Genomic DNA, 24,607 nt, shown 5'->3' on the forward strand with positions numbered 1-24,607 from the left:
CCCGGCTCCTATTTGCTATGATCAACACGAATCTTAAGTTCTGGCGGCGTGAACTAGCCCTGACGCAAGCCCAGATGGCTGAAAAGCTGGGCATAAAACGTTCTTTGGTGGGAGCCTACGAAGAAGGGCGCGCCGAGCCCAAGCTAACCACCTTGGTAAACATGGCCCGCCTGTTCGGTATCACCCTGGATGCGCTGGTTACCACTGACTTTAGCAAGAAAAAGAATGCTAAAGCGGCTATGCTCCAGATGCAAAACCAGAATGCCGCGCCCGCTCAGGACGCTATGGCCAGCCGCCCCGGTGGCAACCTGCGCATACTGGCCCTGACCGTTGACAAAGATCAAAACGAGAACATAGAGCTGGTACCCCTGAAAGCCAGTGCCGGGTACCTCAACGGCTACGCCGATCCGGAGTATTTGGAGGAGCTGCCCAAGTTTCGTCTGCCCATGCTGGGTACTAACGGTACCTACCGGGCCTTCGAAATCAGCGGCGACTCTATGCTGCCCATTGCCTCCGGCACTGTGATTGTAGGCCGCTACGTAGATGACTGGCTGAGCATTAAGGATGGCACACCGTGCATCGTAGTAAGCAGCAAGGAAGGTATTGTGTTCAAGCGGGTGTTCAACCGCCTGAAGGATGCCGCTATGCTGGCCCTGCACTCCGATAACCCCGTGTACTCGCCCTACGAAATTGACGTGGAAGACGTGGTGGAAATCTGGGAAGCTAAATCCTACATCAGCAACACCTTCCCCATTGCTGACCTCTCGCTGAACCGCCTCGCCAGCATTGTGCTGGACCTGCAGCAGCAAATGACTACTATGAAGAAAGTGTAATCCGGGTTCCGGCCTGCATTCACCTCCTAAAGGACTGCCACCTCAATACACTGAGGTGGCAGTCCTTTTTTTGTTAGATGCCTATTGGAACGGCTGGCAGCCCTACAAACTTAACTTACGCCCCTCGGCCTGCGTAAGTGCCTTTTATCATCTTAGCCTCATCCCTATGCTTAAATACATTTCCTCCGCCGACCGCTACCACGCGGCCCCCGTACATTGGCTCAGCAGCTATTTCCTGTTTTCGTTTGCTGATTATTTTGACGCGAACAATGTACAGTTCGGGCCGCTGCGGGTATTTAACGATGACAGCATTGCCCCCAATTCCGGCTTTCCGCAGCATCCGCACGCCGAGATGGAAATCGTAACGCTGGTACTGGAAGGGGAAGTGACGCACGAGGATACGATGGGCAACAAAACCACCATCTCCAAAGGCGAAGTGCAGCGCATGACGGCCGGCACGGGCATGGCGCACGCCGAGTTTAACCGCTCCGACAAGCCCCTGCATATCTATCAGCTATGGTTTCTGCCCAATCAAAAGGGCCTGGCGCCCAGTTATGAGCAGAAGGACGTTGATTTCCTGGATACCAAGAATGAGTTAATCCCACTGGTTTCCGGCCAGAAAGTGCTGGAAGATGTGGTGTATATGAACTCCAACACTACAGTATACTGGTGCAATCTGAGCGAGGAAAAGACCGTTGCATTCAAAACGTTTCCCATTCGCCTCACCTTTCTGTACGTGAAGCAAGGCACCATTTACGTGAACGGTTCCGAGCTGGGTCCCAACGACCAGGCCCGTATGACCGATGAGCACGTGCTGGAAATCCGCGCTTCCAAAGACGCCCAGTTTATCCTGATTGACCTGCCCGCTACGGAGGCCAATTATTAAAATGCTAATAAGTCAGCCAAAAGAAAAGCCCGCCGGAAACGGCGGGCTTTTCTTTTGGCTATTGAAAGTTCTTCCTTATAGATTCGTGAAGTCGAAGGACTCCAGGAATTTCGTGGTGAAATTGCCGGCTTTGAATTGCTCGTCATCCATCAGCTTCAGGTGGAAGGGGATGGTGGTTTTTACGCCTTCTACCACAAACTCCGACAGGGCCCGCTTCATCTTCACAATGCACTCTTCCCGGGTCTGGGCCACGGTAATGAGCTTGGCAATCATGGAGTCGTAGTTGGGCGGAATGGTGTAGCCGGCATACACGTGCGTATCTACGCGCACGCCGTGGCCGCCGGGAATATGCAGCGTGGTGATTTTGCCGGGCGAGGGGCGGAAACCGTTCTTTGGATCCTCGGCGTTAATGCGGCACTCCATGGCGTGCATTTGCGGCTCGTAGTTGCGCCCCGAAATGGGGATGCCGGCCGCCACTTTGATCTGCTCCTTAATGAGGTCGTAGTTGATGATTTCCTCCGTCACGGGGTGCTCCACCTGAATGCGGGTGTTCATCTCCATGAAGTAGAAGTCGCGGTTGGCATCTACCAGAAACTCAATGGTACCTACGCCTTCGTAGCCAATAGAGCTGGCGCCGGCCACGGCTGCTTTACCCATTTTCTCCCGCAGCTCGGGGGTCATGAAGGGCGAAGGAGCCTCTTCCACCAGCTTCTGGTGGCGGCGCTGAATGCTGCAGTCGCGCTCCGAGAGGTGACACACGCGGCCGTACTGGTCGCCTACAATCTGTACCTCAATGTGGCGGGGTTCCACCACAAACTTTTCCAGGTACATCCCGTCGTTGCCGAATGCGGCTTTGGCTTCGGTGCGGGCATCGTTCCAGGCCTTCTCAAACTCGTCTTCAGAGTTGATGATGCGCATGCCGCGCCCACCGCCGCCGGCCGTGGCCTTCAGAATAACGGGGTACTTAATTTTGGCGGCAATCTTGAGGCCCTGCTGAACAGAATCCAGCAAACCCACGGAGCCCGGAATGCAGGGTACGCCGGCCGCAATCATGGTGGCTTTGGCCGAAGCCTTGTCGCCCATCTGGTTGATCATCTCGGGCGAAGCCCCGATGAACTTGATGCCGTTTTCCTGGCAAATGCGCGAGAACTCCGCATTTTCCGACAGGAAACCATAACCAGGGTGAATAGCATCGGCGTTGGTAATCTCGGCCGCCGCAATCAGACTGGGCATGTTCAGGTAAGACAGCGTAGACGGTGGCGGGCCAATGCACACGGCTTCGTCGGCGAAGCGTACGTGCAGGCTTTCCTTATCGGCGGTGGAGTACACGGCCACCGTTTTGATGCCCATTTCCTTGCAGGTACGAATAATGCGCAGCGCAATTTCGCCCCGGTTGGCAATCAGAATTTTCTTGAACACAGCTCTGGTATAGATGTGAGAAGTGAGAGCCCAGAGGCCGGACTGTGAAGGGATATATGCCCGTTCAGGAGTCCAAGCTCTAAGCTCTCACCGCTAAGTTCTAAAATTACATCGGCTCAATGAGGAACAACGGCTGGTCGAACTCCACGGGCGAAGCGTTTTCCACCATGGCCTTCACCACGCGGCCGGACAGCTCGGCTTCAATTTCGTTGAACAGCTTCATGGCTTCGATGATGCAGATTACCTGGCCTTTCTCCACCAGGTCGCCTACCTGCACAAAAGCCGGCGACTCCGGGCTGTTGCTGCGGTAGAACGTGCCAATCATGGGTGCTTTCAGCGGCACATAGCTGCCGGCAGCATCCGGGGCGGGCGCGGCGGCAGGGGCGGGAGCAGCGGCCACAGGGGCAGCCGGTGCGGCAGCGGCCACAGGGGCGGGCGCGGCCGGAGCAGCCATAGTACCCCCCACAATTCGGGTGTTGGGCTCACGCTGCACCGAGATTTTGAACTCCTCGGTTTCGATATTGACTTTGTTCAGACCTGACTTGGCAATAAAATCAATGAGGTCCTGGAGTTCTTTGGCTTTCATGGGCGGGTCGGCTGGCTGTTTCGGCTGCTTATTTAACTCTTTCGACATAGGAGTAGTCGCTGGTCTTGATGCGAATTTTAGTGTCGGTATCAATGAACAACGGCACCTGAATGCGGGCCCCGGTTTCCACGGTGGCGGGCTTCAGGGTGTTGGTAGCCGTGTCGCCGCGCAGGCCGGGCTCGGTATAGGTTACCACCAGCTCCACAGTAGTTGGCAGCTCGGCCGTGAGGGGCTGCTCGGTTTCCGCGTGGAACAGAATGGTAACGGTCTGGCCTTCCTTCATCAAATCGGCAAAGGGTACCATAGCTTCGGGCAGCACTACCTGCTCAAACGTTTCATTATCCATGAACGTGTAGCCGTAGTCGTCCTTAAACAGGTACTGGTGGGGGCGCTGCTCTACGCGGGCAGTTTCCACTTTTACGCCAGCATTGAAGGTGTTGTCGATTACCCGCCCGGTTTTGATGTTACGAAGCTTGGTCCGCACAAAGGCCGGGCCTTTGCCGGGCTTCACGTGCTGGAATTCGGTAATGACGTGCAGGTCGCCGTTGTAGTTCAGGACGAGCCCGTTGCGAAAATCTGCGGTTGTGGCCATGGTAGTAAATTCTGAGGTAGGAATTCAGAATCAGGAAGTATGAGTGGTTTGGGGAAACACAACTGTTGGGCTGCCCCGGTCATAATTCGTAATTCTGAACAGAAGCGGGTGCAAGTATAGAAGTTTTCCGCGTGAGAGCCGCCAGAATCAGGCGTTTTGCGCGGCAGGTTTTGGGTCGTAAGCCCACTTGAGGTAAATAGCGCCCCAGGTGAAGCCCCCACCAAAGGCGGCCAGAATCAGGTTGTCGCCTTTGTGCAGTTGCTGTTCGTAGTCGGCCAGGCACAGCGGGAGGGTGCCGTTGGTAGTGTTGCCGTACTTGTGAATATTCAGCATCACTTTCTCCGGACCTACGCCCATGCGGTGGGCGGTGGCATCAATTATGCGCTTATTGGCCTGGTGCGGTACCAGCCACGCTACATCCTGGTGGGTGAGGTGGTTGCGCTCCATTACCTGAGCGGCTACATCAGCCATGTTCTTCACGGCAAATTTGAAGACCGTAGCGCCTTCCTGGTACACGTAGTGCTCCCGGTTCTGGACGGTTTCCAGGGAAGGCGGGCGGCGGCTGCCACCCGATTTCTGGTGCAGGAAAGGCTCGCCGTTACCGTCTGAATGCAGTTCCTGATCAATCAGCCCCAGCCCTTCGGTATTCGGCTCCAGCAATACCGCGCCGGAACCGTCGCCGAAGATGATGCAGGTGGAGCGGTCAGTGTAGTCAATGATGCTCGACATCTTGTCGGCGCCCACTACAATGACCTTTTTGTAGGTGCCAGTTTTGATAAACTGGGCCCCGGTAGCCAGGGCATACAGGAAGCCGGAGCAGGCGGCCTGCATATCAAAGCTAAACGACTTGGTGGCGCCAATGGCCGCCGAAATAATGTTGGCCGTAGCCGGAAAAACCAGGTCCGGAGTGGTGGTGGCGCAAATCAGCAGGTCAATATCCTCGGCCTTGGTATTCGTTTTGGCCAGCAGCAGCTGCACCGCCTTAATAGCCATAACCGAGGTGCCCTGGTTCTCGCCTTTCAGAATGCGGCGCTCCTGGATACCCGTGCGACTCAAGATCCACTCGTCGTTGGTATCTACCATCGTCTCGAGCTCTTTATTGGTCAACACGTAGTCGGGCACATACGCACCCACTCCGGTAATGGCAGCAGTGATATTCATCGCAAAAAGAAGATAACGCAGCTAAGAAAAAATCCGGCCGGGGCCGGACTTTGTCATTTTAGGACTTGAAGGTGCTTTTTATCTGGTCTGATATGCCGGAGTCGGCCATCTGGAACCCTTGCAGCAGCATGTTGCAGATAGCCTGCGGCGTGCTCACTCCGTGTCCGATAATGGCATTGTCGTTGATACCCAAGATAGGGCTTCCGCCAATGGCTTCGTAGTTAAAGTTATCGAAGAAGGGGTCTTGCATCTTCTTCTCGGCCATGATTTCATACACCGACTCGGCCATTTTCAACAGCACGTTGCCGGTGTAGCCGTCGCAGACAATGACGTCCGCTTTGTCGTTGAACAGGTCACGACCTTCAATATTGCCGATGAAGTGCAGGTGCGGATTGACTTTCAGCAGCTGGTGTGCGGCCTGCATTACGGCCGTACCCTTGCCTTCTTCCTCACCCAGGTTCATCAAACCTACTTTTGGCTGCGCAATACCCAGCACGTACTGGGCGTACAAGGAGCCCAGCTCCCCGAATTGCTCCAGCATTTCGGGTTTGCAGTCGGCGTTGGCGCCCACGTCCAGCATAATACCAAACCCACCGGCCAGCTTCGGAACAAAGTTGGCAATGGCGGGCCGCAGCACACCCGGAACGGGTTTTACACTGAACATAGCTCCCACCAGCATAGCGCCCGTGTTGCCAGCAGAACAGAAGGCTTCTACCTCGCCGGCATGCAGCATCCGGTAGCCAACGGCAATACTGGAGTCCTGCTTTTGCTGGTAGGCTTTGGCCGGATGTTCGCCCATCTCAATTACCTGCGAGGCAGAAACGAGAATAAGGCTGGCAGCCGCGGGCCCATGCTTTTCAAGCAGGGGCCGCACGGCATCTTCCTGGCCAATAAGCACAATCTGAGCTTTGCCAGCCAGCAAACCAGCGGCCAGCACAGCGCCGTCGACGGCAGCCTGGGGAGCAAAATCGCCCCCCATTGCGTCCAGGGCTATCTTCATGTACGAAAGTTCAAGGGGTCTATGGTCGGGAGAGCACTCCGGCTTGGGGCCGGCAAAACGAGGAAAAGCGGTGGGCTATTCTTCGTCGGGAGCAGCGGCAGCGGTAGCTACGGGAGCGTAACCCTTAATAGCTACTTTACCGTGCAGGTACAGGTCGCCGTCAACCACATAGGCTTTGTGACGCAGGTGCAACTCACCAGTGGTATTGCAGATAGAAATAGCCTTAGGAGTCAGGTTCTGGTGGGTGCGACGCTTGTCGCGACGGGTTTTGGAGGTGCGCCGCTTAGGATGTGCCATGAGTAAAAGTCAGTAGAAAAAACAAAGAAAAATCGAGAGAAAACTTAGTTGAGGTTGCGCAGGGCGTTCCACCGGGGGTCCGTGGTGTCCTCATCATCGTCATTCGCATCGTCCTGCGAGCGGGTACTGAAGATGAAGGTACTATCGGCGTCGGGGTTTTCGTCGGGCTCATTCTGGAAGCGCGGGTGCAGCTTCTTCATGGGCAAGGCCAGCGCAATGTAATCGAAGAGGTGCTCGGCAATGGGCAGCGTCTGCGTCTCCGGGGTAATCTGCAGCACATTATCGTCCAGCTCGGTCACCTTATCACCGTAGCGCACCAGCAGTTGCTCCTGCACGTCAATGGGGTAATCGAACTCGTCCAGGCTCCGGTCGCAGATCAGCTTCACGGTGCCTTTAATGTGAAAATCCAGGGTCAGCACCCGCTCGGTCTTGGTCAGGGCCAGGTCCACGTGCAGGTTGCCATCCTGAATGATGTTTTGCTCGAACCGCTCAAAAAATGCACGGTCGAGCTCAAACGCAAACGGGTGCGTTTTAAGCGCGAGCTTGGCAATAGCCAAATCAAATTGTGCGTCCTTTTTCACAGATAGGGTAATAGCAGGCGGCAAAAGTAGGAATATTTCCGCTTTGGTAAAAGTTACAGCGGCTTATGACAGCGGGTCAGGCGTTCTTTAAAATGAAATCGGAAGGAATGCCTAACCGTTCGTAAAGGCGTTTGGCCAGGTCAAGCGTTACGCGCCGTTTGCCACTCAAAATCTGGGAGAGACGCCCGGCGGGTACATCCAGCAGTTGCGCCAGATCCTTTTGCTTGAGGCGCATCTGCTGTCGTTTCAGCTCAATCATTTCGGCCAGGGAGGTCGGCAGATTGGGAATGGGCAGCAGGCCCAGCTTGCTTTCGTAAGTATCCAGCGCAATAATCAGCTCCCGAAACTCGGCTTCCAGAGCGGCATTCCCTTCCACGCCTGCTGCTACCAGCGCGTCCAGTCGGCGGAGCGCAGTACGGTAATCAGTAGGGGTGTTGAGCGTCATGGAAAGCAGTTAAAAAGCAAACCGGCACAGCATCCTCCGGATTTGAGAATACAAACCTACGGCTGAATTTTTAAAACTGCAAATAAAATTTCAATTTTGGAAAGATTGTTTCGTTTCTGTGCTTATTTCAGTTCCTTATCTTTTCTCCTTTAGCGCTGCCTGCCCGGCCCGCTCGCGCACCAGATTGCAGGCCATGTAAAGGGCTTCCCGGAAGGAAGTTGGATCGGCGCGGAACGAGCCGGCCAGGCCGTATGCCGTACCGTGGTCGGGGGAGGTGCGGATAACGGGCAGGCCCGCCGTGAAGTTGACGCCCCGTTCAAAGGCCAGAGTTTTAAACGGAATCAGGCCCTGGTCGTGGTACAAGGAAAGCGTAGCATCAAACTGCCGGAACTGGCCGGTGCCGAAGTAGCCATCGGCCGGGAACGGGCCGAAAACCAGGTGACCATCATTCAGAAAATCCTGAATCACGGGCTCCACAATCTCCTGCTCTTCGGTACCCAGCAGCCCGTTTTCACCGGCGTGGGGATTAAGCCCCAGCACGGCCACGCGGGGTTTCTGAATGCCAAAGTCCTGCTTCAGGGAGTTCAGCAGAATGCGCAGCTTGGTTGCCAGCAACTCTTTGGTGATTTTGCCGGGCACGTCTTTCAGGGCAATATGGCCCGTAACAGTAGCCACGCGCAGCTCTTCGCTGGCCAGCAGCATGAGGCTTTCGGGGGCACCAAAAAAGCTGGTCAGAAATTCCGTGTGGCCGGGGTAGCGGAAGTCATCGGCCTGGGTGTTTTCCTTGCTGATGGGCGCCGTTACCAATGCATCCAGCAAACCGGCCTTCAGGTCGCGGGCAGCGGCCAGCAACGACTGCCGGGCGGCCGCACCACTGGCCGCGCTGGGCTGGCCGGGCGTGAGGGAGAAATCATCCTCCCAGCAGGTTACCGCGTTCAGCTTGCCGGGGTCAATATCGGCGGCGGAGCGCACCTGCCGGAAGGTGAGGTGCCCGGCCTGCTCGTCGACCGGAAACTCATCGAAAAGGACCGTTGCCGTGCCGTACACCACAGGCGTGCAGTACTTGAGCAGGCGGCTGTCGAGAAACGTCTTATAAATGATTTCCGGCCCGATGCCAGCCAGGTCACCGACGGAAATACCAATGCGTGGGAGCATGAGTGAGGTTTTACTTGGAGTTATCTAGTTGAGGCGGGCATGTTGAGCCTGCCAATTGTCCTGTTGAGCTAAGTCGGGACATCTCGCGTGCTGATGTTGCAGTGGTAATCATTGTATACCACACTAGCGAGATGCTTCGACTACGCTCAGCATGACCGTTTCATTATGGTTCTAAAGCTTAGGCTTTCGCTTTCAAAAAATCATAGAGCAGGCGCACGGCCGTGCCTGTGCCGCCTTTGCCGCGGTAGCTGTCGGGGGCCGTGAGGTAAGCGGGGGCGGCAATATCGAGGTGAATCCAGGGGTAGCCTTCGGTAAAGCGCTCTAGGAATTTACCGGCGGATATCTGGCCGGCTTCGGGCTTGCCTAGGTTGGCCAGGTCGGCAATGTCGCTCTTGATGTGCTCGGCGTATTCTTCCCACAGCGGGAATTCCACGATGCGCTCATACACGCGGTTGCCGGCCGTTTTCAGCGCGGCCATTGAGTCGTCCTCGGTAGTGCCCATGGCGGCAATGCCTTCTTTGCCCACAGCGCGGGCAGCAGCACCAGTCAGGGTGGCTACGTCAACTACCAGCTCAGGATGATATTTCTTGGCGAAGGCCAGCGCATCACCCAACAGCAGGCGGCCTTCGGCATCCGTATTCAGGACTTCTACCGTGAGGCCGCTGTACATGGTAATCACGTCGCCGGGGGTGAAGGCCAGGCCGCCGGGGCGGTTGTCGGTGGCGGGCACCAGGCCGATGACGTGCAGGGGCACCTGGTTTTTAGCCAGCGCATAGAGCGTGCCTACTACGGCGGCGCCGCCGGCCATGTCGCACTTCATGGTGTCCATGCCGCCGGGGGTGGGCTTCAGGCTTAGCCCGCCGGTGTCGTACACCACGCCTTTGCCGACGAGCACATACGGCTTGTCGTTTTTAGCATCTGCCGGCTTGTATTCCATAATGGTGAACGTGGGCGGCTCGGGGCTGCCTTGGTTCACGGCCAGCAGGCCACCCATGCGCAGGGCTTCGATGCGCACCAGATCCAGAATTTCGGTGTGGAAACCGGCCTGCTCACCGGCCTCGGCCATGCGCTCGGCAAACTGGATGGCGTTGAGCTTATTCAGCGGCGCATTTACCAGGTCGCGGGCCAGTATTACGCCGTCCACGATATTTGCAAGTTCCTGCACGGCAGCTTCCGTCAGGTTAGGGGCGGAGAGATGCACGGAGGTCAGCTCGGCCGTGGCTTTCGACTTCGCATCGGTTTTATAGCCTTCAAACTGGTAGGCCGTGAGGGCCAGGCCTTCAGCGAAGGGCAGCGCGCCCGCGCCATCGGCCGTCAGGTCCTGCACGAACACTTCGTTTACCTTGTCGGCTTTCAGCTGGGCGTGGAGCTTGTGGCCCTGCTTGCGCAGGTCTTCGGCTACCTGATAGGGTGTTTTTTTATCGGCAGCCACCACAAAATAATGGCGGTGCGAGTAATGATTCAGCGAAAACAGCTTGTTATCGGCGGCCAGCTGATCGGCCACAAACTGGAGGGCCTGGGCCGGTAAATCAGCGGTGGCTTCCGCAGGCAGCGTGGTGGTGCTAGCGGGCAGCAGGAAAACCGTGTTGGCGTTTTTAGGGAATTCGGTGGCGTAGGCGAGCTGAAGCGACATAGTCAAACGTATCTTTGAGGGCGTGCAAGGTAGTTGTTTTGTAGAAGTGAGATGCTGGTACGAGGAAGGCTGACATAAGTAGGCCGCCTTCTTCCCCCATTTGCTCACCCAAATTCTGCATACGCACTTTACGGCCCTGCGCCTCATCACTCGCCTTACCTTCCCTGAAAATGGATTCAGTTAAAGCCAAAAAACACCTCGGTCAACACTTCTTGGCCGATCCAAACATTGCGCGGCGCATTGTGGAATCGTTGCAGCTGCCCGATGGCGTAACCGAGGTGCTGGAAATTGGCCCGGGCATGGGCGTGCTGACGGGTACCCTGCTGCAGCACACTGAGTATCGCACGTCAGTAGTAGAAATTGACCGCGAATCGGTGGCGTATCTGCAGCAGCATTTTCCTTCGCTGGACGGCCGTATTCATTCCGCCGACTTTCTGAAGATGGATTTGGGGAAGCTCTATAATGATCAGCCCATCAGCATCATCGGTAATTTTCCTTACAACATCAGCACCCAGATTTACTTTCAGGTGCTGGCCCACCGCCAGCAGGTGCGCGAGGTAGTGGGCATGATTCAGAAGGAAGTAGCCGACCGCCTAGCGGAAGGGCCTGGGACCAAAACGTACGGCATTCTGAGCGTGCTTTTGCAGGCTTATTATAAGATAGAATACCTGTTTACGGTGCCCCCGCACGTGTTTAACCCGCCGCCCAAGGTGCAGTCGGCCGTTATACGCCTCACCCGTAACACCACCGAAAAGCTGGACTGCGACGAGAAGCTGTTCTTCAAAGTGGTAAAGCAGGCTTTTTCCACCCGCCGCAAAACGCTGCGCAATGCGCTAAAGCCCTTCGGCATGCTGCCGGAGAATACTACAGACCCTATTTTTGAGAAACGGGCCGAGCAGTTGAGCGTGGCTGATTTTGTGGGGCTGACGCAGCACGTGGAGAAATTCCGGCATAACGATTAGCCGTTTTCGCCCGCCCCCTGTTACCGCATACTTCATCAATAGTTGTAGAAAATTCAGCCAGTGTCCCTCTGCCTCGTTATCGATGAAATGCACCCCAGCCTGCCCGATTACATGGCAGAAATAGGGGTGAAGCTGCATTACCGACCTGATCTGATCGCGGCCGAAGTACCCGCCGCCCTGGCCGCCCACCCCTACGATGGCCTGATGGTGCGCAGCAAGCTGCGCATTACGGCTGCCCTGCTCTCGCACGGCCCCCAACTGCGCTACGTAGCCCGGGCCGGCGCCGGAGTAGATAACATTGACGAAGAGGCCCTGACGGCCGCCGGCGTATCTCTGCTGAACGCGCCGGAAGGCAACCGCGACGCCGTGGGCGAATACGCGCTGGGCCTGCTCCTGGCGCTGCTCCGCAACATCGTGCGTGCTGACCAGGAAGTACGGCAGGGCCAGTGGCGGCGCGAGGCCAACCGGGGCGAAGAGCTGGGCGGCAAAACCGTGGGTATCCTCGGGTGCGGGCACATGGGCAAAGCCTTTGCGCGCCGCCTGGCCGCCTTTGGCTGCACGGTGCTTACCTACGACCAAGACCCGTTCTGCGACACTGGCGGCTTTGCCAGCGCCGTAACCCTAACGGAGCTGCAAGCCCGGGCCGAAGTGCTAAGCCTGCACATTCCGTATACCGCGGCCAATCATCATTTTGTGAATGAAGCGTTCCTGAACGGCTTCCGCAACCCCATCTGGCTGCTGAACACGGCCCGCGGGGAAGTGCTGGACCACGCGGCCTTGGTGTGGGCCCTGCAAGTAGGGCAGGTGCGCGGCGCGGCCCTCGATGTGCTCGAAAATGAAAAACTTCCGGCTCTTTCGCCGGAGCAGCAGGCGCGCTTCGGGTTTCTGGCCACGGCCCCCAACGTGGTGCTCTCGCCGCATATCGGGGGCTGGACGCACCAGTCTTATGAGCGCATTAATCAGGTGCTGGCTCATAAAATTGCGGCATTCCTGCGTCCGTAAAGGAATCTTCGGGAGCCGGCCTATGGCAACATTAGTGGCAGACTCGTATATTTGTCTCAAACCTGTATCGGGAGAACGGTCGGCACTGCTGACCGTTCTCCTTGTTTTTTAGCTTACCATCTCACGCTCATGTCTACTGTCAACTATTATACCCCGGAAGGCCTGCAAAGACTCAAGGACGAACTGCAGGACCTCAAAATCCGCGGCCGCGCCGAGGCCGCCCGTCAGCTGGCTGAAGCACGCGACAAGGGCGACCTGAGCGAGAATGCCGAGTACGACGCCGCCAAGGAGTCGCAGGGTCACCTGGAATTGAAAATCTCCAAGCTGGAAGAAGTGCTGGGCAATGCCCGCCTGCTGGACGAAAGCAACCTGGATGCTACCAAAGTGCTCATTATGAGCAAGGTGAAGCTGAAGAACCTGAAGAACAACATGGTACTCGACTACACCCTGGTAGCGGAGGAAGAAGCCAACCTGGCCGCCGGTAAGATTTCCGTGAAGTCTCCCATTGGCAAAGGTCTGCTAGGCAAATCGGCTGGCGATACGGCCGAAATTACCGTACCCGCCGGCAAGCTGCAGTTCGAGATTCTGGAAATTTCGCGCTAGCTGATTGCAAAGCGGAGCCAGCATTGGCTCGCTTAAAAACTAATCTACAAGAGGCCAGGCTGCGTATGCGCCCTGGCCTCTTTGCATTTTCGGCCCTGAAGCCTCACCTTGCTGCCCCATGAACCGGAGTTGGCTGGCCTATACTCTTTGCCCTGATTTTCCGGGCCCTCGTCATTCACTTAAAACGCTGATATTATGCCTTCTATCTTCTCGCGCATCGTTTCCGGCGAGCTACCGGCCTACAAAGTAGCCGAAGACGACCACCACCTGGCCTTTCTGGACATTACGCCGCTGGTAGAAGGACACACCCTAGTAATTCCGAAGAAGGAAGTAGACTATATTTTCGACCTGCCGCCCGCTGAGTTGGCTGCCCTGCACCTGTTTGCGCAGCGCGTAGCAAAAGGGGTGCAGGCTGCCGTGCCCTGCCGGCGCATTGGCGTGGCCGTAATTGGGCTGGAAGTGCCGCACGCGCACATTCACTTGATACCTATGCACAAGGTTTCCGATATGAACTTCGCCAATCCCAAGATTAAGGTGGCCGAGGAGCGCATGAAGGAGCTGGCCGCCGCCATTGCCGCCAAAGTACCCGATAATGGTATTGCCGCCGCTGAAAAAACAGTGTCTGCCCCCAAAGCCACGGGCAGCGGAGACAAGGCATCGGCTGAGGCAGATGCTACCCTAAATCAGCTGCAGCAGCTCACCAAAGGGCTGTTTTTTATGAGCGAATCGGATGCGCCGCTGGAAGCCGTGAGCCTGGCCGCGCCGGACGGAGCGCTGTCGGACAAAGCGCTGGTGAAGCTGGTTGGTATGCCTGCCGATACCAAAGTGGAAACCCAGGAGCTGACCTACTTCCTGCGCAACCACACTGCCGACGACGGCGTGCTGGGCGACCCCGCGCTGGCTAACCGCTTCAAGGCCCTGCAGATGTTCCTGAAACAGGAGCTGCAGGACGTGAAAGTGTATCGGCTGGGCGGTGGCCCGCAGGTAATTGTATATGCTTTGGGCAAAACCGATGACGGCAAGCTGGCCGGCTTTAAAACCGTGCTGACGGAAACCTAGGATAACTGAGAAAGGCTCAGGCTTAATAATTCTTACCAAAGCAGACCACCTTGGGAAAGGTGGTCTGCTTTGTTAAATGGACTTGAGAAAGTTGATAAAAATCAAATGCCGGACTCACGGCGGCTGCGGTTTTCGCGCTCAAAAACCTTAGTCAGCACGATAAAATAGGAGAGGAGCAAAGGGCCGAGAACCAGACCCAGAATGCCGAAAATCTCAACGCCCAGCACCACCCCGGCCAGCGTGATAAGCGGGTGGATATCCCCGATGCGCTTGGCCAGCACAATGCGCAGCAGGTTGTCGATGTTCATAATGAAGATGAATCCCACCAGCAGCAGGCCTACCCCCTGAGAAGTCTCGCCCTGCGCAATTTTAATGATGGCGGCCGGCCCCCAGACCAACGGAGTGCCCAGCACGGGAATAAAGGCCATAAAGAAAGCCACCACCCCCCAGAAATCAGCATCGCTCACGTCAAAAAACCATAGAGCGCCTCCCGTCAGAATAGCCTGGACAATGGAGATAAGCGCCGACCCGATAACGTTGGCATTCACGTTGTTTTTCAGGGACTCGCCCATTTCGCGCAGCGTGCCGGGGCGGAAGGGCAGGTAGCGGTGCAACCCCCGCAGAAAGGCAGCCTCCTCAATAAACATGAAATACAGCGCAAACAGCATAAGGCCAATTACTACCGTGAAATGCAGGAGCCCGCTGGCCAGGGATGGAATGCGCTGGCTCAGCCAGCTCATGGTCTGCTGCACAATGGTGCGCACATTTTGCTCGGAGGTGAACGTATAGCCAATCAGCACCTCTACCCGGTGCAGCACGGCCATAATCTGGCTGGTGTCCTGCGCGTACTGCCGGATGCGGTCCACCAACATGAAGGTGAGGGCCGTGAAGGGCAGAATAATAACCACAAAGGCAAAAGTGAGCAGGAAAGCCGAGACAAACTGCTTATTCCAGCCCCGCTCGTTTACCAGCTTCTGAAACCACGGGCGGAACACTACATACAAAATGCCGGAGCCTAAAAAGGCCGTAGTATAGCTACCCAGCCCCACCAGAATAAGAGTAGCCAGCCCCACCAGACATACAATAAGCAGGATGTGCTGCTGACGGGCGGTGTAAATGTTTTCGTTAGACATGGCCGCGGGAAAAGGAAGGAGGCGGCAAATTACAGTTTCAGCCCAAAAAACAGTTGCCCCAACATGGCGGGCACGTTGGGGCAATGGATACAGGCGGTGTATAGGCTACAGCTTAAACTGAGCGCATACTTTCACGCCGAAATTTTTGGCCCCGGGATTATCCAGGTAGGTGAGGCGGTGAATGAAATCGACGCGCAGCACCTTGAAGATATTCTCCACGCCGTAGCCCATTTCTACATACGGCGCCGTGCCCAGCGGGCGGAAAGTAGGCAGGTTCTGGCCCTGGGAATCCACGGTGGGCGTAGCAAGGCGGTTGGCCTCGCTCACGCCGCCATATAGCACGTTGGCCGAGGCCAGCAGGCGCCAGTCGAGCTTTTTGAGCACGGGTACGGAGTTGATGAACAGCCCTTCAAAGTAGTGCTCAGCATGCAGCGAAGCATACCGGTCGCTCACAAACTCGAAGTAGCGCATCAGGTTGTAGGCATTGCTGGTATAAATGGGCGACTCATTACCCAGGTGCGTTTTTAGCACCGGGTAGGGCACCGTGCTGGGAATGTAGCCCGCATCAAGGGTATACTCGGTGCGGCCCAGCTGCCCCAGCGGCAGGCTTTGCGCCACCAACAGATTAAACTTCTGGTATTGGAAGTCGCTGCCCAGCACGTTATCAATGCCCAGCGTGTAGCGGAACGTGAAGACCGGCCACTTGCGCAGCCCCACCGCGTAGCGCCGGTTTTTGTTCTGAATGAGCACCTCATCGGGCGCGTAGCGCGACTCCAGAATAACTTCGGATAAGGAGAACTTGTCGGCGGTAGGTGCGCCGGGTTGGTGCAGGTCGCTGGTGTAGTAGGCGAAATCGTAGAGCGGATCGAAGCGCTGGTGGCGCAGCGTGAGCTTCTGCGTGAAGCCGTGGAACAGGTCGGACTGGGCTGAGAGGCCGGTAACATCACGCCACAGCGGCCGGCCGGGCTTAATATTGCCAAAGCGCACGGCGGCATCAAACAGCGGGTTTTCAATGGCGTAGTCGTTATCCAGCAGCGCTACCTGATCTACATCGTGGCTGCGCTCAAAGCGCAGCAGCGTCCAGTTGCGCCGGGCCAGGACCCGGTAGCCGGAGAGGCCATACTTCACGTCCCGGTCTTTGGTACCGTAGGCCACATAAGTGCGCGCAAACCAGTTCGGGCTCAGGTCGCCGGTGGTGCGGAAGCCCACCTGCAGGCGGCTGCCTTCCACGTTGTTGTAGGTGTACAGGCTGGGAATGGGGCCGATTTCCAGCTTACCCACCTGCTTGTAGCCCGTCACCAGCAAATCGGCCAGCTCCAGCGCCGACTGCACCGAGCGCAGCTTCCCTACCGAATCCAGGGCCGTGAGCGTGCGTACTTCCTGCGCCGACAAGGTATCGGGCCGATGCTGGTTCCAGAACCCGGCCGGCACCTCCAGCGCATCTACCGCGGAGGCAAACGGCTGCTCATAGAACTTGGCCTCGTGGGGTTGATCTGTGGCGAAGTTGGAATTGACGGTGTTAAAGCGCACCAGCAGGCCGGTTTGCTTTTTATTGGGTTTGAGGCCCACTACTACGCGGGTGCGCTGCGGCAGCCAAGGACCGGCCGGGGTAGGCGCCAGATCCTGATACACCCGAATCTGATCCACGAAATTGATGTTGGCCTTGGGGTCTACGCTCAGGTCTACGCGCCGCAGGGCATAGTCTTTCATCGTAATCCAGATGCGGCCGGTAAATGCCAGATCCTGCGGCCGCCGCGGAAATACCTTCAGCTGGTAGCAGCGGTCCTGTCCCACCAGCACGGAGTCTTCCAGGTCATAATCATAGGTGATGCGCCAGCCCTCGGCAATGGGGGAAATGAAGTCTTTCCCCATCACAATCTGCCAGTTGGGGTAGAAATCGTAATCCTGAAACGAGGAGCCGAGCACCTGCGACAGCACCGAACCATCCCGCGGGGCCACGCCGTGCAGCTGGGAGTGCTTGATGTCTTCCCGCTCCCGGTTGGGCCGGTGCCGCACGTAGTAGCGCGAGAGCACCTCGGAGGCAAACACCGGCACCGTAGGCTTGCCGCTGGCGTTGCGCTCCATTTCGCCCACCGTCTGCGCCACGGAGGTCATGTCCCGGATAACCTTTTGCTTGGCCAGGCGGGCCGTTACATCAGATAAGGAAACCTCAACGCGGTTGTAGCTATCGAACTCAAATGAACCCAGCTGGGCTTTATCGTGCTCTTTCTTGTGGGCCTGCACTTTGCGCAGAATAGCAAAGGCCGGGTTCTCGCCCCCGTGCACCGTTACCTCGCCCAGGGCAAAGGAGCTGCTTTTCAGCGCGAAGCCAACTGTTTGCTGTGGCTGCCGGGAAACCTTCCGGCTAAGCGGCCGGAAACCTACTGCGCCAGCCGTAAGCGAATCAACCGGTTGGGGAACGGTGAGCTGAAAACGACCATTTTCATCGGCCGTAGCCCCCAGGCTGGTGCCGCGCACAAACACGGAGGCAAAAGGTACTGGCTGCCCCGTAGCGGCCTCCGTGACATGTCCGCTAAATACAATTCGTTGAGCAAATGAAACCGGAGCTGTCAGTAAAAAGAACAGGATTCCTAATAGAGTAAATTTTTGCATGCGCACCTAAATCCAACGTACTTCTAAATCAATCGTGCAAGGTACCGCCGATACTTTATGAACCCATGATATTTAATATAAGTATTTGACAATCAACACAAATAATTAAATATAAGAATAGCACAAATAAGGCACGCTGCCGGAGGAGTTCCGGGGAGAGGTGCCCGCATAACCAGCGGTAGATTGCTATTGTTTACCTAAAAAATAGGATACTGTATTTCATTGATCAGTAAGCGGTATACATTTCTGAAGTCCAAAACAGCTACCGTGTTGTGCCCATGTCTACCTGGCTTTCCAGCCGCTCCTGTACTATCGTAGGCACTTTGCTCAGCAAATCCAGCCCGGTGGCATTCTCAATGGCATCTACTGAAACCCGGTAGCGGCTCCAGTCGGGGTTTACGCTCTGGTCGTTGGGCGTGTCTACCGCAATAATGCGGGCTTTGCCGTTGCTGATGCGGGTGAGGTCATCGGCGCCTTCGGGGAGGACGACCAGCACTTTCCACACCCGGGCGGGCACCGTTACGTGGCCATTATCCAGGGTGGTAGCAAAGCCGGCGGTGCCGGTGCCGCCTTTCCCGTAGCTGCCCATAATGATGTAAACCTCGTTGCCGCGCTGCACCAGGGAGCGGGCATATTCCTCCAACTTAGACCAGGTGCGCTGGTTGTTATTGCCGGCTTGCGGAATCATGTTGGTCATCAGGAAGGTGGCCGAGTTGTCGTCCAAGTCGGTGGTGCGGTCGGCGGAGGGGCAGTTGTGGCCCCGGTCGAAACCGCCACCGGAGTAGCTGCGCGGCGTTACCTGGTAAAACTGGCGCGGCAAGGCGGGGTCGGGGCGGAAGTCATCCTGGCGCGGGGCGCTGCCCATCCAGGCCCGGTTGAGGTGCCAGCTTACCCAGGTAGGCGTGCCGCGCAGGGCGTTGTAGCTCAGCGTGTACTGCGGCTTCACCATCAGATAGTTGGTGGGGTTATCGAGGCTGCCGGTAGCACCGCTGGGGTTGCCCAGCGCCATGTTGTCGTCGCGGCTGACCACCACAGCATCGGCCTGGGGCCGGTTCTGAGCGGGAGCGGGCGTAACGGCCGCCGGCGCGCTGCCGGCCGTGGTTTCCAGTGCAATATCATCCAGATTCAGGCGGGCACTGCCGCCGTCGGTCTTGCGGATTTCCAGGCGGAAGGGCCGGGTGGCAGCTACCGGAAAAGTAGCCGTTACCAGCTGCGCTCCGCTGGTGCGCACCGGTTGGCCCAGTCGGGAAAAAAGGCGGCCGCCATCCTGGCTGGCCCATACTTCCCAGGTGCTGGCCCCATCGGTGCCGTAGCTGGCGGCGCTGATGCGAATGGTGCGCACCGTGGCCGGAGCATCGAAATTCATGCGCAGCCGACCCTGGCCCCGCAAACGCGCGGCGTGGGTGCCGTTTTTATGGTCGGCGGGGGCTGAGCCAATCAGGGCATCCGTGAAGTGCCAAGTGCCGGAGCTCAGCTGCTCGTCGCCCTCCGCATACGCGGTTTTGCTGCCCGCCTCAAAAGTTTCCGGGAAACGGCCCGCTACGGGCGTTTGAGCAGGCTGCTCCGTAGGCAGGTTCTGGGGTTGCTGCTGAGAGCAGGCCAGAATAGAAAGGCCCAGCAGAAAGCTGGTAAGAGGCAGCATAGCGCGCATGTTCAGGGTAATTAAGCCGCGCAAAAATAGCACACCTGCGGGAGAGCGGGGCTATTAGTAGGCAGCTACCTCATCAGCCTTACAATCAGGTAAGACAAGCCAGCGTGAGGAGGGAGGCGCCCACCAGGGCCCAGGTGCGCAGCAGGCGGTTTACCTGCTCGTGCTTTTGCTCCAGAAGCGAATAACGTGTTGCGGTAGAAATCATGTCTTCTGCTGTAGATATCACAAACCCACTGGCTCTACAAAGCTCAGTCTCAAATCCATAACCAAGAGGCAAAAAGAGAGGGAAAGGATGCCTCGGGCTGAGAAAAAAATATGGATTGATATTTAATATTCTGATTATTAGATATATAAAATGTTAGCGGGATATTATGACGTTGATGTTTAGTTAGAAGAAAATAGTTTGCAGGAAAGGCGCAGCTATTGTGCCTATGCTAAGATGCACAGCCCCAGAGGTGCTGAGAGTATGAGCGGCTGCTGGTGGGTCTTTAATCTTTTTATTGTCAGTATATTACACGGATTCAGCTATTGGCCGGGATTTATTCAGTCAACTCTGGTGTCTGCGTGTGTGCCAGCCGGCCGTACTCTACTTTCTATTTTGCAACACCCGCATATGCGTGTACTGGATACCCACGATGAAGACCTCCGCCGTCTGACCCACGAAAGGCACAAGGTTTTCGCCAAGTTTACTGCCGAGAATTGTCCTACCTGCGAGCAGCTGACCAAGCCTTTCATTCAGTTCTCGAATGACCCTACGTTTGCCGATATTCTGTTTGTCCGGCTCAATTCGGAGGAAAATCCCGTGGCCAAACAATTGATGGAGGAGAGAGCAGCGCCCTTTTTCGTTTCCTACTGCCAGGGTCAGCTATTGGAGTGCGACGCGCTGTTTACCGAAGAAGAAGTGAAGGATATGATCCTGCGGCTGAGCCAGTATACCCCGAAGGCATCGTAATGCGCTTTCGCGTGCACAAGGATATCATAGCCCTGGGCTTTTTCCTGCTGACGCTGGCCATCATGTTCCTGCTTTTTCGCTAGCTAACGGCGCTATTGAGCGCAGATGCGGAATTCGCGGTAGCTTCGCGGCCATGTTCTTCGTGCTTTCCAAAGTGCTGGATTGGGCTCTGATGCCGGCCCTCTGGCTTGTTCTGCTCCTGCTGGCGGCCGTGCTGGACCGCCGGGCCCTCTGGCGCCGCCGCTGGCGGCTGGCGGCACTGGCCGTCGTTATTATCGGCACCAACCTGGCCCTGGCCAACGCGGCACTGCTGGCCTGGGAACTGCCGCCGGTGCCCATCAGCCGCATTGCCCCCCACGATGCCGGCGTACTGCTCACGGGCGTCGCCAACGGTAAGAAGTCGCCCCACGACCGGGTGTATCTGAGTGAAGGCGCCGACCGCCTCCTGCACACCCTTTGGCTGTACCGCGCCGGCCGTATTCGCTATATCATCATTTCCGGTGGCTCCGGCGCCCTGCAGGGTAGCCAGCGTTCAGAAGCCGCCGAGCTGGCCATTCTGCTCCGGCTGGCGGCGGTGCCCACGGATAACATCCTGATAGAAGACCGCAGCCGCAATACCCGCGAAAATGCCCTGTTCACGCGGGAGCTGCTACAGGCCCACCCCGATATTAAATCCTTGGTGCTAATCACCTCTGCCTTTCATCAGCGCCGGGCCCTGGGCTGTTTTGAGAAAGCAGGGTTGCCAGCCACTGCCTTTCCGGCCGGCTTCCTTACCCGAGACCCCAGCGCCACGCCTGATTACTGGCTGGTGCCCAACGCTCAGGCCCTGGACCGCTGGACCACCCTGCTGCATGAAATAGCCGGCTACCTCATCTATAAGCTAATGGGGTATTGCTAATGCCTTATTGGCAGAGAAAACGCAATTCGACAAAGCCTGTACGCACCGGCCAACCCGCTATTCGGTTTTGGTTTTGTGAGCGGAAGGCGTGGCCTCGTTAGCAATCCAGATGCTTTTCTGATTCACGAACTCCCGAATGCCGAGGTAGGATAGCTCGCGCCCGTAGCCCGATTTCTTTACGCCGCCAAAGGGCATTTCCGGGGAGGACTTCACCAACGAATTCACAAACACAGCGCCGGCTTCTACCTGACGCGCCAACTCTTCGCCCCGGCGCACATCCCGCGTCCAGATGGCGGCACCCAGGCCAAAGGGCGAGTCGTTGGCCAGCTGCACAGCGTGGTCAGCGTTCCGGGCTTCCAGCACCAGCGCTACCGGCCCAAAAAACTCCTCGTGGTAAGCCGGCTGCCCGGGCTTCACATTCGATAAAATAACGGGCCGGAATAAAGCAGTGCCGGGTTTGGACTGCCCCCCGTAGAGCTCCACGCGCGCCCCTTTCTTCACCGATTCCTCTACCTGTTTGGTGAGGTCATCGGCCAGGTCGGGGCGGGCCAGGGGGCCGTATTGGGTGGTTTCCTCCAGCGGGTCGCCTGTGCGCAGGGCCAGCAGGTGCGTTTTCAGCTTGCTGATGAACTCCTTCAGAATAGGCTTCTCAACAATAAAGCGCTTGGCGGCAATGCAGCTCTGGCCAGCGTTTATCATGCGGGCCTGAGCGGCGGTTTTGGCAGCCAGCTCCAGGTCGGCATCGGCCAGCACAATAAAGGCATCGGAGCCACCCAGCTCCAGCACGGTTTTCTTGATGTTGGCCCCCGCCGTGGCGGCCACGCTGGCCCCGGCAGCCTCGCTGCCCGTGAGCGTAACGGCCCGCACCCGGTCATCAGCAATGAGTTTGGCCACCAAGTCAGACCCAATGAGCAGCGTGCGGAAGGCATTGGTGGGAAAGCCGGCATCCTGAAAAATCTTCTCAAGAGCCAGGGCGCACTGCGGCACGTTGGAAGCGTGCTTCAGCAGGCCCACATTGCCCGCCATGAGGGCAGGAGCCGCAAAGCGCACCACCTGCCAGAAGGGAAAGTTCCAGGGCATGACGGCCAGCACCACGCCCAGGGGCTCGTGGGAGATAAGGCTGCGCCGGGCCTCGGTTTTGATAAGCTCATCGGCCAGAAATTGCTCGGCATGCTCGGCGTAGTAGTCGCAGGTGAGGGCGCATTTCAGCACCTCAGCGCGCCCGTCGTTAATGGGTTTGCCCATTTCCAGGGCCATGAGGCGGGCCAGCTCATCCTGCCGCTCCCGCAGCAGGCGGCCTGCGGCCTGCAGGCACACGGCTCTTTCCGCAAACGACGAGGTGCGCCAGCGGGCGGCCTCGCGGTGCGTCTGGCTCAGGATGCGCTCGGTTTTGGCCCAGCTGAAAGGCCGGAAGCGGCGGAGCGTGCGGTTGGTATAGGGATTAAAAGATTCAATAGCCATATGCGGGAGGACAAGGGGCGAACAGGCGCCAGGGTTCGGGAAGTGGTGTTTTGCCTTACGCAGGCCGCGGCCCAAAGGCTGCTAAAAGGCTGCTTTGTCTTCAAGGAGTGATAAAATATATAACAAAGTTGCCCCCTTGCGTATTTAGGTGGCAAGAAACCGGGGTAAATGTTACATTTGGCCATAGGCTCGACCCCCAGTGTGGTTTAACGTCCTACTTATACGCAGACTTTGTGCCTTTAACCTCCACAGAATTAGCCTCCATCACCGAAGAGCAGCTGGTACAGCGGCTGCGGACCCGAGACGAGTCGGCCATGACGGTGTTCTACGATAAGTATGGCACCGCGCTTTATGGCGTCATACTTCGTATTGTAAAAAAAGAAGAAGAGGCCGAGGACGTGCTGCAGGAAGCACTGGTTAAAATCTGGCATTCCTTTCTGAGCTACGATACGTCAAAAGGCCGCCTGTTTACCTGGGTGCTGAACATTTGTCGGAATTTAGCTATCGACAAAATCCGCTCTCGTCAGCACCGCGTAGGTACTCGTACACAGCCGCTGGAAGACAGCCCGGCACAGTGGCAGGCCGCCCCCACGGCGTTCCGCCCTGAGCATATCGGGATACAGGAGATAACTAAACAGCTCAATCCGGAGCAAAAAGAGATTATCGACTTATTGTACTTCGGCGGTTTTACGCAAAGTGAAGTGGCAGAAGAACTCAATTTACCCCTCGGCACCGTTAAGACCCGCGCCCGGGCCGCCATCAAAGTACTCGCAAAACTGATTCGATAGCCGTGAACATTCAGGAATATATCGAATCAGGCGTTTTAGAGCAGTATGTGCTCGGGACTCTCACGCCGCGCGAGCAGGCGGAAGTAGAGCACCAGGCCGCTGTCTACCCCGAGATTCGACAGGAACTAGACCAGATTACGCAGGCCCTGGAGGGCTATGCGCTGGCCCACGCCGCCCAGCCGCCCGCCGGCATGCGGGAACGGGTGCTGGCCGGCTGGCAGGCCGCTATTCAGGCCGATGCCCCGCCCACCGCTGCACCCCCCGCAGCTGAGCCCGGCCGCGTTATTGCCATGCCACCGCCCCAGGAAGCGGCGCCCTCTACGGGACGGGTGCTTACCTGGCTGATGGCCGCTGCCGTGGCGCTGCTGCTGGTGAGCAACTTTATTTTCTACCGCAACTGGCAGAATGCCTCTCAGGAGCTGGTAGCCATGCAAAGCTCCCGCGACGAGCTGGCGGCCAATACCCGCGTGGTGCAGCAGCGGCTGACCCAGCGCACCGCCGAGCTGGCTATGTTCCGGGATGATGCCTACCGCATGGTAGAGCTGACGGGCACACCCAACGCCCCAGGCGCTAAGGCCAAGGTGCATTTTAACCCCGCTACCCGGGCCGTGTACGTAGAGGTGCGCAACCTGCCCAAGCCTCCGGAAGGCAAACAGTATCAGCTGTGGGCCCTGGATAAGGGCAAGCCCATTGACGCCGGTATGCTGGCCGAGGCTACCATGGTGGGGGATAGTGTGCAGCTTATGAAATCCATTGCCAGCGCGCAGGCCTTTGCCATGACGGTGGAACCCGCCGGCGGCAGTGCCAGCCCCACGCTTTCTTCCATGGCCGTGCTGGGCAACATGAACTAAACTCCGCCGCTCCGGCGCATAAGAAGCAGCTCCGTATCTTTACCAG

24 protein-coding genes are annotated in these 24,607 nt (G+C 57.3%); 10 read left to right on the top strand and 14 right to left on the bottom strand.

Features of this window, described 5'->3' with window-relative positions; all coding sequences use genetic code 11:
- Positions 1 to 17 precede the first annotated feature (17 nt).
- Both AM218_RS05165 and AM218_RS05170 read left to right on the top strand, forming a co-directional pair.
- A complete protein-coding gene (locus AM218_RS05165; RefSeq protein ID WP_054412485.1) occupies positions 18 to 833 on the top strand; it encodes a helix-turn-helix domain-containing protein in 816 nt (271 codons plus the stop codon).
- A 166-nt stretch (positions 834 to 999) separates the two neighbouring features.
- Positions 1,000 to 1,719, top strand: a complete 720-nt coding sequence (locus AM218_RS05170; protein ID WP_054412487.1) for a pirin family protein — start codon at positions 1,000 to 1,002, stop codon at positions 1,717 to 1,719.
- Between the two features lie 75 nt (positions 1,720 to 1,794).
- Here AM218_RS05170 and accC read toward each other — a convergent pair whose 3' ends face one another.
- The 10 genes from accC to AM218_RS05220 form a co-directional block, all read right to left on the bottom strand.
- Complete coding sequence (gene accC, locus AM218_RS05175) at positions 1,795 to 3,138, bottom strand: acetyl-CoA carboxylase biotin carboxylase subunit (protein WP_054412489.1); 1,344 nt, start codon at positions 3,136 to 3,138, stop codon at positions 1,795 to 1,797.
- 106 nt (positions 3,139 to 3,244) lie between these two features.
- Complete coding sequence (accB, locus tag AM218_RS05180) at positions 3,245 to 3,724, bottom strand: acetyl-CoA carboxylase biotin carboxyl carrier protein (protein ID WP_054412491.1); 480 nt, start codon at positions 3,722 to 3,724, stop codon at positions 3,245 to 3,247.
- Positions 3,725 to 3,752: 28 nt separating this feature from the next.
- The gene (gene efp / locus AM218_RS05185; RefSeq protein ID WP_054412493.1) at positions 3,753 to 4,316 is read right to left on the bottom strand and encodes an elongation factor P; all 564 of its coding nucleotides are present in this window, start codon (positions 4,314 to 4,316) and stop codon (positions 3,753 to 3,755) included.
- 147 nt (positions 4,317 to 4,463) lie between these two features.
- Positions 4,464 to 5,477 (bottom strand): beta-ketoacyl-ACP synthase III, encoded by a 1,014-nt coding sequence (locus AM218_RS05190; protein ID WP_054412495.1) that lies wholly within the window; start codon positions 5,475 to 5,477, stop codon positions 4,464 to 4,466.
- Positions 5,478 to 5,535: 58 nt separating this feature from the next.
- Positions 5,536 to 6,477: a phosphate acyltransferase PlsX gene (gene plsX / locus AM218_RS05195; RefSeq protein WP_054412497.1), complete on the bottom strand. Its 942-nt coding sequence runs from the start codon at positions 6,475 to 6,477 to the stop codon at positions 5,536 to 5,538.
- Between the two features lie 75 nt (positions 6,478 to 6,552).
- The gene (gene rpmF, locus AM218_RS05200; protein WP_044513905.1) at positions 6,553 to 6,774 is read right to left on the bottom strand and encodes a 50S ribosomal protein L32; all 222 of its coding nucleotides are present in this window, start codon (positions 6,772 to 6,774) and stop codon (positions 6,553 to 6,555) included.
- Between the two features lie 44 nt (positions 6,775 to 6,818).
- A complete protein-coding gene (locus AM218_RS05205; protein WP_054412499.1) occupies positions 6,819 to 7,355 on the bottom strand; it encodes a YceD family protein in 537 nt (178 codons plus the stop codon).
- Between the two features lie 76 nt (positions 7,356 to 7,431).
- Positions 7,432 to 7,800, bottom strand: a complete 369-nt coding sequence (locus AM218_RS05210) for a helix-turn-helix domain-containing protein (RefSeq protein ID WP_054412501.1) — start codon at positions 7,798 to 7,800, stop codon at positions 7,432 to 7,434.
- Positions 7,801 to 7,935: 135 nt separating this feature from the next.
- A complete protein-coding gene (gene pdxA / locus AM218_RS05215; protein WP_054412503.1) occupies positions 7,936 to 8,955 on the bottom strand; it encodes a 4-hydroxythreonine-4-phosphate dehydrogenase PdxA in 1,020 nt (339 codons plus the stop codon).
- Between the two features lie 178 nt (positions 8,956 to 9,133).
- Positions 9,134 to 10,588: a leucyl aminopeptidase family protein gene (locus tag AM218_RS05220; RefSeq protein ID WP_054412505.1), complete on the bottom strand. Its 1,455-nt coding sequence runs from the start codon at positions 10,586 to 10,588 to the stop codon at positions 9,134 to 9,136.
- Positions 10,589 to 10,758: 170 nt separating this feature from the next.
- Here AM218_RS05220 and rsmA point away from each other — a divergent pair, with 170 nt between their 5' ends.
- The 4 genes from rsmA to AM218_RS17170 all read left to right on the top strand — a co-directional run bounded on the left by rsmA (position 10,759) and on the right by AM218_RS17170 (position 14,214).
- Positions 10,759 to 11,550 carry a 16S rRNA (adenine(1518)-N(6)/adenine(1519)-N(6))-dimethyltransferase RsmA gene (rsmA, locus tag AM218_RS05225; RefSeq protein WP_054412507.1) on the top strand — a complete coding sequence of 264 codons (792 nt, stop codon included), beginning with the start codon at positions 10,759 to 10,761 and terminating at the stop codon, positions 11,548 to 11,550.
- 60 nt (positions 11,551 to 11,610) lie between these two features.
- Positions 11,611 to 12,552 carry an NAD(P)-dependent oxidoreductase gene (locus tag AM218_RS05230; protein WP_082318079.1) on the top strand — a complete coding sequence of 314 codons (942 nt, stop codon included), beginning with the start codon at positions 11,611 to 11,613 and terminating at the stop codon, positions 12,550 to 12,552.
- A 129-nt stretch (positions 12,553 to 12,681) separates the two neighbouring features.
- Positions 12,682 to 13,155, top strand: a complete 474-nt coding sequence (gene greA, locus AM218_RS05235) for a transcription elongation factor GreA (RefSeq protein WP_054412511.1) — start codon at positions 12,682 to 12,684, stop codon at positions 13,153 to 13,155.
- A 195-nt stretch (positions 13,156 to 13,350) separates the two neighbouring features.
- A complete protein-coding gene (locus AM218_RS17170; protein ID WP_071843699.1) occupies positions 13,351 to 14,214 on the top strand; it encodes a nuclease A inhibitor family protein in 864 nt (287 codons plus the stop codon).
- A gap of 101 nt (positions 14,215 to 14,315) precedes the next feature.
- Here AM218_RS17170 and AM218_RS05245 read toward each other — a convergent pair whose 3' ends face one another.
- From AM218_RS05245 to AM218_RS17020, 3 genes are all read right to left on the bottom strand, one after another.
- Complete coding sequence (locus AM218_RS05245; protein ID WP_054412513.1) at positions 14,316 to 15,347, bottom strand: AI-2E family transporter; 1,032 nt, start codon at positions 15,345 to 15,347, stop codon at positions 14,316 to 14,318.
- Positions 15,348 to 15,452: 105 nt separating this feature from the next.
- Positions 15,453 to 17,960 (bottom strand): DUF5686 and carboxypeptidase-like regulatory domain-containing protein, encoded by a 2,508-nt coding sequence (locus AM218_RS05250; protein WP_071843700.1) that lies wholly within the window; start codon positions 17,958 to 17,960, stop codon positions 15,453 to 15,455.
- Positions 17,961 to 18,222: 262 nt separating this feature from the next.
- Positions 18,223 to 19,611: a DNA/RNA non-specific endonuclease gene (locus AM218_RS17020; RefSeq protein WP_231717549.1), complete on the bottom strand. Its 1,389-nt coding sequence runs from the start codon at positions 19,609 to 19,611 to the stop codon at positions 18,223 to 18,225.
- Positions 19,612 to 20,224: 613 nt separating this feature from the next.
- Between AM218_RS17020 and AM218_RS05260 the strand changes: the two genes are divergently transcribed.
- Together AM218_RS05260 and AM218_RS05265 are read left to right on the top strand one after the other, a co-directional pair.
- Positions 20,225 to 20,563 carry a thioredoxin family protein gene (locus tag AM218_RS05260; protein ID WP_054412517.1) on the top strand — a complete coding sequence of 113 codons (339 nt, stop codon included), beginning with the start codon at positions 20,225 to 20,227 and terminating at the stop codon, positions 20,561 to 20,563.
- A gap of 133 nt (positions 20,564 to 20,696) precedes the next feature.
- Entirely contained in the window at positions 20,697 to 21,461 is a 765-nt protein-coding gene (locus AM218_RS05265; protein ID WP_054412518.1) for a YdcF family protein, read from the top strand.
- Between the two features lie 57 nt (positions 21,462 to 21,518).
- Here AM218_RS05265 and AM218_RS05270 read toward each other — a convergent pair whose 3' ends face one another.
- Positions 21,519 to 22,922, bottom strand: a complete 1,404-nt coding sequence (locus AM218_RS05270) for an NAD-dependent succinate-semialdehyde dehydrogenase (RefSeq protein WP_054412520.1) — start codon at positions 22,920 to 22,922, stop codon at positions 21,519 to 21,521.
- Between the two features lie 233 nt (positions 22,923 to 23,155).
- Here AM218_RS05270 and AM218_RS05275 point away from each other — a divergent pair, with 233 nt between their 5' ends.
- Positions 23,156 to 23,710, top strand: a complete 555-nt coding sequence (locus AM218_RS05275; protein WP_044516900.1) for an RNA polymerase sigma factor — start codon at positions 23,156 to 23,158, stop codon at positions 23,708 to 23,710.
- A 2-nt stretch (positions 23,711 to 23,712) separates the two neighbouring features.
- Positions 23,713 to 24,561 carry an anti-sigma factor gene (locus AM218_RS05280; RefSeq protein WP_054412522.1) on the top strand — a complete coding sequence of 283 codons (849 nt, stop codon included), beginning with the start codon at positions 23,713 to 23,715 and terminating at the stop codon, positions 24,559 to 24,561.
- Positions 24,562 to 24,607 lie beyond the last annotated feature (46 nt).

The sequence above is a fragment of the Hymenobacter sp. DG25A genome, from assembly GCF_001280305.1.
Taxonomy (GTDB): Bacteria; Bacteroidota; Bacteroidia; order Cytophagales; family Hymenobacteraceae; genus Hymenobacter.

What these genes read in the sequence shown, in the direction of transcription:
- AM218_RS05260 (WP_054412517.1), top strand. Translation starts at nt 20,225, where the DNA reads ATGCGTGTACTGGATACCCACGATGAAGACCTCCGCCGTCTGACCCAC.
- AM218_RS05165 (WP_054412485.1), top strand. Translation starts at nt 18, where the DNA reads ATGATCAACACGAATCTTAAGTTCTGGCGGCGTGAACTAGCCCTGACG.
- plsX (WP_054412497.1), bottom strand. Translation starts at nt 6,477, where the DNA reads ATGAAGATAGCCCTGGACGCAATGGGGGGCGATTTTGCTCCCCAGGCT.
- AM218_RS17020 (WP_231717549.1), bottom strand. Translation starts at nt 19,611, where the DNA reads ATGCGCGCTATGCTGCCTCTTACCAGCTTTCTGCTGGGCCTTTCTATT.
- AM218_RS05210 (WP_054412501.1), bottom strand. Translation starts at nt 7,800, where the DNA reads ATGACGCTCAACACCCCTACTGATTACCGTACTGCGCTCCGCCGACTG.
- AM218_RS05245 (WP_054412513.1), bottom strand. Translation starts at nt 15,347, where the DNA reads ATGTCTAACGAAAACATTTACACCGCCCGTCAGCAGCACATCCTGCTT.
- rsmA (WP_054412507.1), top strand. Translation starts at nt 10,759, where the DNA reads ATGGATTCAGTTAAAGCCAAAAAACACCTCGGTCAACACTTCTTGGCC.
- AM218_RS17170 (WP_071843699.1), top strand. Translation starts at nt 13,351, where the DNA reads ATGCCTTCTATCTTCTCGCGCATCGTTTCCGGCGAGCTACCGGCCTAC.
- pdxA (WP_054412503.1), bottom strand. Translation starts at nt 8,955, where the DNA reads ATGCTCCCACGCATTGGTATTTCCGTCGGTGACCTGGCTGGCATCGGG.
- AM218_RS05220 (WP_054412505.1), bottom strand. Translation starts at nt 10,588, where the DNA reads ATGTCGCTTCAGCTCGCCTACGCCACCGAATTCCCTAAAAACGCCAAC.
- AM218_RS05265 (WP_054412518.1), top strand. Translation starts at nt 20,697, where the DNA reads ATGTTCTTCGTGCTTTCCAAAGTGCTGGATTGGGCTCTGATGCCGGCC.
- AM218_RS05250 (WP_071843700.1), bottom strand. Translation starts at nt 17,960, where the DNA reads ATGCAAAAATTTACTCTATTAGGAATCCTGTTCTTTTTACTGACAGCT.
- greA (WP_054412511.1), top strand. Translation starts at nt 12,682, where the DNA reads ATGTCTACTGTCAACTATTATACCCCGGAAGGCCTGCAAAGACTCAAG.
- accB (WP_054412491.1), bottom strand. Translation starts at nt 3,724, where the DNA reads ATGAAAGCCAAAGAACTCCAGGACCTCATTGATTTTATTGCCAAGTCA.
- AM218_RS05170 (WP_054412487.1), top strand. Translation starts at nt 1,000, where the DNA reads ATGCTTAAATACATTTCCTCCGCCGACCGCTACCACGCGGCCCCCGTA.
- AM218_RS05190 (WP_054412495.1), bottom strand. Translation starts at nt 5,477, where the DNA reads ATGAATATCACTGCTGCCATTACCGGAGTGGGTGCGTATGTGCCCGAC.
- efp (WP_054412493.1), bottom strand. Translation starts at nt 4,316, where the DNA reads ATGGCCACAACCGCAGATTTTCGCAACGGGCTCGTCCTGAACTACAAC.
- rpmF (WP_044513905.1), bottom strand. Translation starts at nt 6,774, where the DNA reads ATGGCACATCCTAAGCGGCGCACCTCCAAAACCCGTCGCGACAAGCGT.
- AM218_RS05270 (WP_054412520.1), bottom strand. Translation starts at nt 22,922, where the DNA reads ATGGCTATTGAATCTTTTAATCCCTATACCAACCGCACGCTCCGCCGC.